Here is a 12186-nt window from a genome sequence, read left to right as displayed (position 1 = left end):
GGGCAGCACGGACCGGGCGGCAAACCACTGGCGGTCGCGGGTCCTCGCAGACGACCATGACACGCATGAGCGACCAACCCGCACGATGGAGCCAGGCCACCGTCTACCCCGACATGTGGGCCGACCCCGACGACGACCCCCGCAACAGCGAAGGAGTCAGCCCGGACGGTGAACTGGCCACCCTCCAGGACTTCCTGAAGGACTACCGCCTCACCCTGCGGATGAAGTGCGAGGGGCTGGACGCCGAGCAGCTGGCCCGCAGGGCCGTTCCTCCGTCGAGCATGTCGCTCCTCGGCCTCGTACGGCATCTCGCCGAGGTCGAGCGGGACTGGCTCAACTGGATCAGTGACGGCGAACCGAGGCCGAAGCTCTACGGCAAGCGTGACGCGGACTTCGACGGAGCCGTCGCGGACCCGGCCGTGGTCGACGCCGCCTGGGCCGACCTAGCCCGCGAACAGGCCGCAGCCGACGCCGCCCTGTACGGGCACCCGGAGCTGGGCACCCGACTGGGCCAGGACGGCATCGCCGTACGGGAGTTGCTCGTGCACCGGATCGAGGAGTACGCCCGCCACTGCGGCCACGCCGACCTGCTGCGCGAGTGCGTCGACGGGCGGGTGGGGCAGTGACCGGCTGAGCCGTCCCGGGGAGTGGGCGGCCCAGCCGGTCGTCAGTGGTTCTCCTGCCTGCCGTCCGGCGTCACCACGCTCCCGCCGTCACCACGCTCCCGCCGTCACCACGTTCCCGGCGCCGGCGGCGGGACGACGGCCGGCCGGTCGTCGCAGGTGATCGTGTTGGGGAGCAGCCAGGGGGCCAGCCAGTCGCCGTCGTTGCCGCCCAGGTCCGTCAGGGCGAACTCCGAGCCCGTGGACGGGAAGTTGAACGAGCCGCAGTTGTTGACGCCGACCGCGCCGACGTTGCGCGCGTCCACGTTCTCGAACGTGGCGCCGCCCGCCGCGCGGGCGCTCAGCACCGAGGTGCCGGTGCCGTCCACCTTGATGTCCTTGAAGTGGACGCCCTTGATGACGTACTGGTCCTTCACCGCCCAGTCGGACACCAGCATGATCGCGTTGTAGGTGCTGTCGAGGAAGTTGTTGCCGGTGACCCGGATGTCCGCGTCGATGCTCTTGTCGAGGGCGAAGATCCAGAGGGCGCCGAGGCCGATGTTCCAGTTGAGCTCGTACGTACCCGCGCGGACCGTGGTGTTGGCCGTCAGGTTCAGCTTTCCGGCGAAGGGCTCGGCGCCGAAGCGGGAGCCGACGTGCAGCGCACTGCCCTCCCTGATCGGGTCGGCCACCAGGTTGTTCGAGACGGTGTTGTCGGTGCCGCCGTAGATCGCGATGCCGTTGGCCAGGACCGGGGTCTGAACGGTGTTGTGGTCGAAGGTGTTGCGGGCGTTCGCCGTCTTCTCGGACCACATGGCGAGGCCGTCGTCACCGGAGTTGCGTACGAAGGTGTGGGCGACGCGTGAATCGGTGACGCCCGTATGGAAGTTGATGGCGTCCGCGATCTGGTCGACGATGGTGTTGCCGGTGATCCGCAGGTTCTTCATCGGCCCGTCGAACCACATGCCGACCTTGGTGTGGCTGATGTGCAGACCCTCGATGGTCGAGTCACTGAGCGCGCCGCCGATGCCGTTGACCTGGTCGGTGTCGACGCGCTCGCGTACGTCGCCCTCGATGGCGAAGCCGGACAGGTGGACGTTGCGGCTGCCGCCGTCCGCCGCGTCCTTGCCGTAGAAGCCGACTCCGGTGTGGACCGAGCCGTCGGCGGCCGGAGTGTCGAGGGCGACCTCATGGCCCTTGATCTTCGTGTACCAGTTGCCCGCGCCGACGATCGTGACGTTGTCCACGACGATGTGCCGGTTCACCTGGTACGTGCCCGGCGGGATGTACACCTTGAGGTGGGTGCGCTTGGCGAAGGCGATGGCCTTGTCGATCGCTGCCGCCGAATCGCGGCGGCCGGTGGGATCGGCCCCGAAGGCGAGGACGTTGGCGGCGAGCAGCTCGATGCGCGGGAGGCCGACCAGCTCCGAGTCCAGCAGGTCGATCGTCGTGGACGCGGCCCGGCTGCCCGCCGGGGCTGTCAGCCGTACGGTGTCGCCCGCGCGGTACGTACGGCCGAGCAGGAGGCGCTGCTCGTCGTAGAAGTGGCTGGGCCGGTACGGCTTGGCGATGACCGGGGCCGGGGTCGTCTCGCTGGGTACGCAGGAGCACTCGGTGATCCACCAGTCCGGGTGGAGCAGCCCGGCGCCCGGGTCGTTGGAGAACGGGTACTGGTTGTACAGCCAGGAGTACTGCGAGGTGAGCGTCATGGTGGAGCGCTTGCTGCCGTTCACCGCGACGTCCAGCGGTGCGGTGATCCCGCCGCCGTTCGGGGCGTCGGGGATGCTGTAGCGCACGGTGATCGCGTTGGCGGCGCGCGGCAGCCTGAACTCGACGTGCTGACCCGGCTCCAGGCTGACCGCCTTGCGGCCGGACGCCTCGGCGGGGAGCGTGTACGCGGCCCGCTCCGGGCCGATGACCGTGCCGTTGGTCGCGGCGCTCTCGGCCTCCTGCTCGACGAACGGCACGTCCGCGCCCCGGCCCGCCACGAGCGCCGGATCGAGGGCGGCGCGGGTGACGGGGGAGGCGGTGGCGGGGGTGGCAGTGGCGGGGGTGCGCTGGGCGGCCGGTGCGGGTGCGCCCGTCAGCACGCCGAGGCCGACTGCGGCGGCGGTCATCGAGGCGACCGCCACCGCGTACCGCGTTGTCCGCCGCAGGCTTCGCGGTCTTCGCGGGCTCACTTCAGTGCCGGTGATCTTCCGTGACATCGCAGGCCCGTTTCTCTGAGGCGCGGCCGGGGCGGCCCGGGGTGGCCGCCGGGGAGGTGAGGCGACAGTAGGACCCGCACATCACGGCCCACAAGACTCCTGCGAGAGGTTTCCGTCGTATTGCTGTTCAAGTACAGATCTTCGTAAGATTTTTGCGCATGAAGTGCGTTTCGTTGCGGGATCTCACGTGCCCGGCCCCGGGGAGCATCAGCACGGGGGGCGCTGAGAAGGATCACGGTGCGATCGGACACCCGCCCGTACCAGACCCTGCACCTCGGTGTCCGCAGCCGGCCCGGACACAGCAAAGCCCTGTCGGCGACCGCCGACAGGGCTCCGTGGGTACTGATCAGGCGAGGCGGAAGTGCTGGTTGGGCTTGTCCTTGTCGGTCCACTGGACGAGCCTCGCGCCGTCCGCGGTGTCCTCGCCGAGGACGGACAGGAGCTTGCCGCTGTGGCGGGCTTCCAGGGCGAAGTAGCCGTCGTCCTTCTGGACGAGCTTCCACTCCTGGTTGGTCTTGTTCTTGTTCGTCCACTGGACGACGGTCCCGCCGTCCTCCAGGTCCGACGCGGTGACGGAGAGCGCCTTGCCGCTGTGCACGGCGATGACGTGGTAGTAACCGCCGGTCGTCGCTACGAGGTTCCAGTGCTGGTTGGTCTTGTTCTTGTCGGTCCACTGGACGACCTCGGCACCGTCCTCGGTCCCCGCCGCGATCACGGACACGGCCTTGCCGCTGTGACGGGCCACCAGAGCGGCAGTAAAAACAGCCACGAATCTCTCCTCATAAGGTGATCAATAGACCCCGGGCACAACGACCCCGGGCCCGCCACAGCCCGCAGGCCGGCCCCTTTGGCCAAAAAACCTTCCACAACGTCCAGGAACGATCGGTGTCCCCCTCGAACAGCCGGCCCCGGCTCCCGGAAGAGGGCGCTGGTCCGGGCCCTCACCGCCCCCGGCACGCGAGCGCGCTGACCACCCGGACCGGCGGAGCGCGACGAGTTCGACGCAAACCCGCAGCTCAGGCGTTTTCGCAGGTCAGCCTGGGTGGCGTAACTTCGGCGTAACGTCGCACGGGGTGTTCGCCGGGTAGCGTGAGGGCCGAGAGGAGGTGGTGAGCCACCCGATGGGACACCCCATGCGTGACGCACAGCCCCCGCGCCGGGAGAGGCAGCCGCTGCCCCGCGCCGAACGTGCGCGGCAGATCGCGGACACCCTGCGCCAGCGGATCACCTCCGGCCGCTACGAGGACGGCATGCTGCCCGACGAACGCGCCCTCGGCCAGCTGCTCGGCACCTCCCGCAACACCATCAGACAGGCCCTCGGACTGCTGCGCGACGAAGGGCTGATCACCCGCAGACGGGGCATCGGCACCCAGATCGTGACGGCGAAGTACGGGCACGGCCTCGACCGCCTCACCGGCCTCGCGGAGACCCTCGTCGACTACGGCACCGTGGCCAACACGGTGCGCGCGGCCCGGCTCGTACCGTACGCGCCGAAGGCGGTCACCGAGCGGCTCCAACTGCCCGACGGCTCCGAGGCGGTGTACCTGGAGCGGCTGCGCAGCCTGGACGGCCGGCCGCTCTCCGTCGACTCGACCTGGCTCGCCCCCGACATCGGGCGCCCCCTCCTCGACTGCGACCTCGCCCACCGGGACGTCTTCACGCTCATCGAGGAGACCACCGGGACCCGGCTCGGCAGCGCCGAGATCACCGTGCACGCCGTCACCGCGGAACCCGACACCGCGCGCCTCCTCCACATCCCCGCCGGAGCCGCCCTGTTCGTGATCGACCGCCTCACCCGGCTCGCCGACGGCCGCCCCGTGGACACCGAGTCCCTGCGGGTGCGGGCCGACCGGTTCGCCCTGCACACGCTGCTCCACCGGGGCGCCGCACCACCCCCGGCCACGCCCGCCGCCTGACCGAGACGCCGCGCCCACCACCCCGAGCCCCCTGGCCGAGACGCCCCCGACCGACGCCGCTCACCCACCCCTGCACCGCCCGCGGAGGCACCGCCATGCCCTGGACCCCCGACACCCTCACCCTGGTTCTGCTCGCCCTGTTCGGCCTCGCCGGAGGCATCGGGATCACCGCGATCGGGCCGGGCGGGGTGCTGCCCACCATCGGCATGTTCCTGCTGACCGGGCTCACCCCGGCCGGAGTCGCGGGCACCGCCATCGTCACCCACGTGGCGACCGGCGTCCTCGGCACCGCCGCCTACACCAGGTCCGGACAGCTGAAGGACCCGGTCACGCGGCGCACCGCCTGGGTCCTCGCCGCGAGCGCGCTCGTCGGCACCCCGGTCGGCGTACTGCTCAACACCCACGTCTCGGGGCGGCTGTTCGGCATCCTGCTGGCGTGCGCCGTCACGGTGACCGGCCTGCTGGTGTGGCTCCGCGAACGCCGCACGGCGACCTCGCGGGCGGCCGAGGACCCGGTGCGCGTACCGCTCGCGCTCACCGTCGCGGTGGGGGTCACGGTGGCCGTCGCGGCGGGCCTCTTCGGCCTGGGCGGACCGATGCTGAGCGTGCCGCTCCTGGTCGTCTGCGGGCTCCCGGTGCTCTCCGCGCTGGCCGCCGCGCAGGCGCAGTCCGTGGTGATCGCGAGCGTGGGCACCATCGGCTACATCCAGCACGGCTCCATCGACTGGACCCTGGCCGCGGTGGTCGGCATACCGGAACTGGTAGGGGTGCTCGTGGGCTGGCGCATCGCCCGCTCCGTCCCGGCCCGCCGCCTCAAATACGCCATGGCCGCCATGCTCCTGGCCCTGGCCCCGTACCTCGCGTTCCACTCCTGAGGCACGCGGTACGGGTCCGCGCCTACCGGTCGAGCTCGATGCTCAACTGGGAACCCAGTTCCGTGAAGCCCAGTGCGGCCGCGACCCGCCGGGACGCGGGAGGCCGCGCACGCCACTGCGGCAGCAGCCCGGCGGCCAGCGCGTGTGCGACCGCCGCCGAACCCGTCACCCGCGCCAGCCCCCGCCCCCTCGCCGCCGGAGCCGTCAGGACACTGAGGTGAGCGGTCCGGGCCGGCCATACTTCGTAGCCGGCGGCAGCGACCACCTCACCGCGCTCGCGGACCACGAAGACAGGTGACGTGATCCCACTCAGCCCGGCCTCCCCGGCGTCCGTGTCACCGGCTGCCGCCTCCAGCCGCCGCAGCTCCGGTTGTCCGGCGGGCAGTTGCTCCACCGGCAGCACACCGGCCCGCACCGGCCGGAATCCCTCCGGCGAGACGTACGACAGGGCCGCAGGTCCGAGCGTCCCGGCCACGGGCAGCGCCTCCCGTACCAGCGCCTCGTCCACGACGGCTTCCGTCCACAGCCCGGCCGGGGCGTCACGGACGAGCGCGGCGGCGCTCCTGTCCGGCACGGTTACGAGTACTGATCCGCCCAGAGCCACCACGCCGACCCAGCCGGCCGGGCACAGCCCCGACTCCGCGGAGACCACCACGCTCACACCGCCCGTCGGCGCGAACGACACCGGCACCCCGGCCAGTTCCTCCCACAGCCCCCGGGCTACGAGCAGCAACGCGTCCATCGGCATGGGCCCGATCCTGCCACGCGTGTTCAGTGGCCGACCCGGAATTTCGTCCCACCGGCCGCCGTGGCGGCCCCGGCCCATCCCCTACCCCGGTGCCAGCCGCCCCGCCGCCGAATGAGCACCTGGGTATCACGCGCTGGGCGGGCCCCGCGCGGCATCGTGGAGGCGTTCGCACACGTACCGCGCACCACGCGACACAGGAGACCGTGCCGCGCGGCGCCGCCCGAACGGGGAGTTCCAGGTGTCCGCAGTCCCGCGTGCCCGTACCCAGAACCGCCGGCAGGTCCTCACCGCCGCCCTCGCCGCGTCCGCCCTGCTGGCCACCGGCGCCATCCCGTCCTACGCGGCCGGCGGGCGGCGGTCCCGCACCGCGCTGCCGACCGCGCGGCTGCCCCGGCCCACCGGGCCGTTCGAGGTCGGCTCCACCGTGCTGCACCTCGTCGACCGGGACCGGACCGAGCCCTGGCTGCCGGGCACCGACGCGCGCCGCGAGCTGATGATCAGCGTCCGCTATCCGGCCGCACCCGGCGGCTCCGGGCGGCGGGAGCCGCAGATGACGGCCGCGGCCGCCGCGCACTTCGGCGGAGCGGAGGGGGCCGCCGCGCTGAACCTGGGGATGGCGCCCGGGTCCGTCGACTGGGGCGCCACGCTCAGCCACGCCCGCCGCGACGCCCCGGTCGCCGCGCGGGCAGGGCGGCTGCCCGTCGTGCTGTACTCCGGCGGGCTGGGCGACCCGCGCACCTGGAACACCGCCCTGGTCGACGATCTGGCGAGCCACGGGTACGCCGTCGTCACGATCGACCACACCTACGAGGCGACCGAGGTGGAGTTCCCCGACGGGCGCCTCGCCACCATGCGGATCTTCGACGGGGCGCCGCCCAGCGATCCGGACGCGATCAGCGCCCTGCTGCGCAAGGTCATGGCGGTCCGGGTGGCCGACACCCGGTTCGTGCTCGACCGGCTCCCGGAACTGAACCGGACGCGCTTCGGGGACGTACTCGATCTGCGCCGGACCGGCATGTTCGGCCACTCCGCGGGCGGCTTCACCGCGGCCCAGACCATGCACGACGACCGGCGGATCAAGGCGGGCATCAACATGGACGGGCAACTGGACTACGTGGGCGGCGCGCTGCCGGACGGCAGCCGGCTGAGCACGGTGGCCACGGACGGTCTTGACCGGCCGCTGCTCCTGATGGGGACGGCCGGTGAGGGCTCGGGCGACTACCGGCAGCAGCCGTCCTGGGCGGCGTTCTGGAAGAACACCCGGGGCTGGCGGGCGGACGTCACCCTGACCGGCTCGCGCCACGCCTCCTACACCGACGCCGAGTTGCTGCTGCCGCAGCTGGCCCGGCAGGGCGCGCAGCCGGACGGCGGACCGGCGGCGGCGGTCGGGACGGTACGGCCGGACCGGGCGGCGGCCGCGAGCCGGGCGTACGCGGCGTCGTTCTTCGGGCGGTGGCTGCGCGGGCACGACGACTGCCTGCTGCACGGCCCCTCCGACCGCTTCCCGGAGATGGTGTTCACGCCGTAGCCCGCCGTAGCCCGCCATAGCCCGCCGTAGCCCGCCGTAGCGGACGCACGGACGACGCCGGCCCCCGGGGAGCGATCCCCGGGGGCCGGCGTTGTGGTGCTGTGGTGCTGTGCCAGAACTACCGATCCGTGAGGATCAGAAGTCCATGTCACCGCCCGGCATGCCGCCCGGGGCGCCGCCGGCAGCGGCCTTCTCCGGCTTGTCGGCGATGACGGCCTCGGTGGTGAGGAAGAGCGCGGCGATGGACGCGGCGTTCTGCAGAGCGGAGCGCGTGACCTTCGCCGGGTCGATGATGCCCTCGGCGATCATGTCGACGTACTCGCCGGACGCGGCGTTGAGGCCGTGACCGATCGGCAGGTTGCGCACCTTCTCGACGACGACTCCACCCTCAAGACCACCGTTGACGGCGATCTGCTTGAGCGGGGCCTCCAGCGCCAGCTTGACGGCGTTGGCGCCGGTCGCCTCGTCACCCGAGAGCTCCAGCTTCTCGAAGACGGCCGAGGCCTGGAGCAGAGCCACGCCACCACCGGCGACGATGCCCTCCTCGACGGCGGCCTTGGCGTTGCGCACCGCGTCCTCGATGCGGTGCTTGCGCTCCTTGAGCTCGACCTCGGTGGCGGCACCGGCCTTGATGACGGCCACGCCGCCGGCCAGCTTCGCGAGGCGCTCCTGGAGCTTCTCGCGGTCGTAGTCCGAGTCGGAGTTCTCGATCTCGGCACGGATCTGGTTGACGCGGCCCTGGACCTGGTCGCTGTCACCGGAGCCGTCGACGATCGTCGTCTCGTCCTTGGTGATGACGACCTTGCGGGCGCGGCCGAGCAGGTCGAGACCGGCGTTCTCCAGCTTGAGGCCGACCTCCTCGGAGATGACGGTGCCACCGGTGAGGATGGCGATGTCGCCGAGCATGGCCTTGCGGCGGTCACCGAAGCCCGGAGCCTTGACGGCGACGGACTTGAAGGTGCCACGGATCTTGTTGACGACCAGGGTCGACAGGGCCTCGCCCTCGACGTCCTCGGCGATGATCAGCAGCGGCTTGCCGGACTGCATGACCTTCTCCAGCAGCGGAAGGAGGTCCTTCACGTTGCTGATCTTCGAGTTCACGATCAGGATGTACGGGTCGTCCAGGGACGACTCCATGCGCTCCATGTCCGTGGCGAAGTACGCCGAGATGTAGCCCTTGTCGAAGCGCATACCCTCGGTGAGCTCGAGCTCCAGACCGAAGGTCTGGGACTCCTCGACGGTGATGACGCCTTCCTTGCCGACCTTGTCCATGGCCTCGGCGATGAGCTCGCCGATCTGGGTGTCAGCGGCGGAGATGGAGGCGGTCGAAGCGATCTGCTCCTTGGTCTCCACGTCCTTGGCCTGCTCCAGGAGGGCGGCGGAGACGGCCTCGACGGCCTTCTCGATGCCCCGCTTGAGAGCCATCGGGTTGGCACCCGCGGCCACGTTGCGCAGACCCTCGCGGACGAGCGCCTGGGCGAGAACGGTGGCGGTGGTCGTACCGTCGCCGGCGACGTCGTCCGTCTTCTTGGCGACCTCCTTGACCAGCTCCGCACCGATCTTCTCGTACGGGTCCTCCAGCTCGATCTCCTTGGCGATGGAAACACCATCGTTGGTGATCGTGGGGGCGCCCCACTTCTTCTCAAGGACGACGTTGCGGCCCTTGGGGCCGAGGGTGACCTTGACGGCGTCGGCGAGCTGGTTCATGCCGCGCTCAAGACCGCGCCGGGCCTCCTCGTCGAACGCGATGATCTTGGCCATATGAAGTGGTCCTCCCGGACAGGGGTGGATTCTCCGGACCGAGTGGCGCCCGCGACGGACGGCCTGCCGCCTGCCGGTTCCTTGCCCCGGCAGACCTGCGGGCCTCACCGGCCCGGTCCAAGTTTCTGTCACTCTCACCCGGAGAGTGCTAAGCCCAATGATTAGCACTCGACCCCCGAGAGTGCAAGCTTCGCCCTCCGGATACGGACGACGGCGCGCGCCTCGGGACGCACGGAGGGCCCGTACCCCAGGGGTACGGGCCCTCCGTGCGTGAGTAGTGTCGTTGGCCGACCGTGCCGAGCTCAGCCGACAGCGAGCTTGACCATGTCCGCCTGCGGCCCCTTCTGGCCCTGCGAGATTTCGAATTCAACTCGCTGACCCTCTTCGAGGGTGCGGTATCCGTCCATCTGGATCGCGCTGTAGTGGACGAAAACATCCGCACCACCGTCGACCGCGATGAAGCCGTACCCCTTCTCCGCGTTGAACCACTTGACGGTGCCCTGAGCCATGCCTAACTCCCCTATTACTGGCCCTTGCACAGGACCGCACTTCGCGGGCCCGGGTCAGAACTCACCCTCCGACAGGAGAGGGTGCGTGCGCCGGAACGCGTCGACCGCGGCCGAATGTATCTGCCCAACTGCCCTCTGCAACAGGTCAATCGGACGAGAATTCTGCGGCGCACCGATCACCCGAATATGAGGAATTCATGAGATTCCAGGGCAAGTCGGGCCAGGCAAAGGCGACTTATGGCGCAAGAGGCTCAGGTACTTTGGCTGCATCTTGTCGTGGCCAGGCGCATTCTCATATGCGGGGGGCACGGGCAGCGGAGGGGGCTTCCCACACTCTACCGCGCTCAACCATGCAGAATTGCCCCCTCCGCTTCCGTCGCGGAGAGGGCAATTCAGGTGACTCGGTGCAGTGGGACCGCTCGGGTCCCGGGGCTCAGCAGCCGCCGGCGACGGCCGGGATGATCGAGACTCCCGCACCGTCCGGGGTGACCGCTTCCAGGCCGCCCTCGAAGCGCACGTCGTCGTCGTTGACGTACACGTTGACGAAGCGGCGGAGCTTGCCCTGGTCGTCCAGGACGCGGGCGGCGATGCCCGGGTGGTCCTTCTCCAGGGACTCGATGACCTGGGAGAGGTTCGCGCCCTCTGCCGGGACCTCGGCCTGACCGCCCGTGTAGGTGCGGAGGATGGTGGGGATACGGACCTTGACGCTCATGGTGGGTGCCCTTCCTGGAGTCTCGGGTGGGATCAGCTGGCGGTGCCGAGGCCGGCGGCGCGGAAGGCGTCCAGGCTCGGACGGATCGTCGCCGTCGCCTGCGAGGTGGCGGCCACCGCGTCCAGCGTCTTGAGGCCGTCACCGGTGTTCAGGACGACGGTGGTGAGCGTCGGGTCGAGCAGGCCGGCCTCGATCAGCTTCTTCGTCACGCCCACCGTCACACCGCCCGCCGTCTCGGCGAAGATACCCTCGGTGCGCGCCAGGAGCTTGATCGCGTCGACGACCTGTTCGTCGTTCACGTCGTCCACCGCACCACCCGTACGACGGGCGATGTCCAGGACGTAGGGGCCGTCGGCCGGGTTGCCGATGGCGAGGGACTTGGCGATCGTGTTCGGCTTCTGCGGGCGGACCACGTCGTGACCGGCCTTGAAGGCGGTGGAGACCGGCGAGCAGCCCTCGGCCTGGGCGCCGAAGATCTTGTACGGCTTGTCCTCGACCAGGCCGAGCTTGATCAGCTCCTGGAGGCCCTTGTCGATCTTCGTGAGCTGCGAGCCGGACGCGATCGGGATGACGATCTGGTCGGGCAGCCGCCAGCCGAGCTGCTCGCAGATCTCGTACGCGAGCGTCTTGGAGCCCTCACCGTAGTACGGGCGGAGGTTGACGTTGACGAAGCCCCAGCCCTCCCCGAGCGGATCTCCGATGAGCTCCGAGCAGAACCGGTTGACGTCGTCGTAGTTGCCCTCGATGCCGACCAGCTCACCGCCGTACACCGCGGCCATGACGACCTTGCCCTGCTCCAGGTCGTGCGGGATGAACACGCAGGAGCGCAGACCGGCGCGGGCGGCGGCGGCGCCCACCGCACCGGCGAGGTTGCCGGTGGAGGAGCAGGAGAGCGTGGTGAAACCGAAGGCGCGGGCGGCCTCGACGGCGATCGCGACGACGCGGTCCTTGAAGGAGTGCGTCGGGTTGCCGGAGTCGTCCTTGACGTACAGGCCGCCGGTGACGCCCAGCTCACGGGCGAGGTTGTCGGCCTTGACCAGCTTGGTGAAGCCCGGGTTGATGTTGGGCTTGTCCGCGACGTCGGAGGGGACCGGCAGCAGCGGCGCGTAGCGCCAGATGTTGTCCGGTCCGGCCTCGATGCGCTTCTTCAGCTCGTCCGGGGAGCCGGTCGGCAGGTCGTACGCCACTTCGAGCGGCCCGAAACAGGTCGCACAGGCGAAAAGCGGACCGAGCGGGAATCGTTCTCCGCACTCGCGGCAGGAAAGTGCCGCGGCGGGACCGAGGTCCACGGAAGATTCGGTAGGTGCTGCAACAGTCTCAACAGCCAT

General features: G+C 70.4%; 11 protein-coding genes. 4 read left to right on the top strand and 7 right to left on the bottom strand.

Annotated elements, in window-relative coordinates; genetic code table 11:
* Positions 1–56: 56 nt before the first annotated feature.
* A complete protein-coding gene (locus OG892_RS22535; RefSeq protein ID WP_371630106.1) occupies positions 57–626 on the top strand; it encodes a DinB family protein in 570 nt (189 codons plus the stop codon).
* 104 nt (positions 627–730) lie between these two features.
* Here OG892_RS22535 and OG892_RS22530 read toward each other — a convergent pair whose 3' ends face one another.
* Positions 731–2719 (bottom strand): glycosyl hydrolase family 28-related protein, encoded by a 1989-nt coding sequence (locus OG892_RS22530; protein ID WP_371630105.1) that lies wholly within the window; start codon positions 2717–2719, stop codon positions 731–733.
* A gap of 436 nt (positions 2720–3155) precedes the next feature.
* Positions 3156–3578 (bottom strand): RICIN domain-containing protein, encoded by a 423-nt coding sequence (locus tag OG892_RS22525; protein WP_371630104.1) that lies wholly within the window; start codon positions 3576–3578, stop codon positions 3156–3158.
* Positions 3579–3942: 364 nt separating this feature from the next.
* Between OG892_RS22525 and OG892_RS22520 the strand changes: the two genes are divergently transcribed.
* On the top strand, positions 3943–4725 hold the full coding sequence (locus OG892_RS22520; protein WP_371630103.1) for a GntR family transcriptional regulator: 783 nt from the start codon (positions 3943–3945) through the stop codon (positions 4723–4725).
* Positions 4726–4820: 95 nt separating this feature from the next.
* Positions 4821–5600, top strand: a complete 780-nt coding sequence (locus OG892_RS22515) for a sulfite exporter TauE/SafE family protein (RefSeq protein ID WP_371630102.1) — start codon at positions 4821–4823, stop codon at positions 5598–5600.
* 22 nt (positions 5601–5622) lie between these two features.
* On the opposite strand, the gene OG892_RS22510 is transcribed toward OG892_RS22515, so the two are convergent.
* Positions 5623–6348: a GNAT family N-acetyltransferase gene (locus OG892_RS22510; protein WP_371630101.1), complete on the bottom strand. Its 726-nt coding sequence runs from the start codon at positions 6346–6348 to the stop codon at positions 5623–5625.
* A gap of 238 nt (positions 6349–6586) precedes the next feature.
* Between OG892_RS22510 and OG892_RS22505 the strand changes: the two genes are divergently transcribed.
* Positions 6587–7876 (top strand): alpha/beta hydrolase family protein, encoded by a 1290-nt coding sequence (locus OG892_RS22505; protein WP_371630100.1) that lies wholly within the window; start codon positions 6587–6589, stop codon positions 7874–7876.
* 135 nt (positions 7877–8011) lie between these two features.
* On the opposite strand, the gene groL is transcribed toward OG892_RS22505, so the two are convergent.
* The 4 genes from groL to thrC form a co-directional block, all read right to left on the bottom strand.
* Positions 8012–9637, bottom strand: coding sequence for a chaperonin GroEL (groL, locus tag OG892_RS22500; protein ID WP_024494434.1), 1626 nt, complete (start codon positions 9635–9637; stop codon positions 8012–8014).
* Between the two features lie 302 nt (positions 9638–9939).
* Positions 9940–10146 (bottom strand): cold-shock protein, encoded by a 207-nt coding sequence (locus OG892_RS22495; protein WP_003967346.1) that lies wholly within the window; start codon positions 10144–10146, stop codon positions 9940–9942.
* 433 nt (positions 10147–10579) lie between these two features.
* Positions 10580–10858, bottom strand: coding sequence for a MoaD/ThiS family protein (locus tag OG892_RS22490; RefSeq protein WP_073732972.1), 279 nt, complete (start codon positions 10856–10858; stop codon positions 10580–10582).
* Positions 10859–10890: 32 nt separating this feature from the next.
* A complete protein-coding gene (gene thrC, locus OG892_RS22485; RefSeq protein WP_073732973.1) occupies positions 10891–12186 on the bottom strand; it encodes a threonine synthase in 1296 nt (431 codons plus the stop codon).

The organism is Streptomyces sp. NBC_00341 (assembly GCF_041435055.1).
GTDB lineage: Bacteria > Actinomycetota > Actinomycetes > Streptomycetales > Streptomycetaceae > Streptomyces.
Note: the sequence above shows the minus strand (reverse complement) of the source record. Positions and strands in the feature narration are given on the sequence as shown.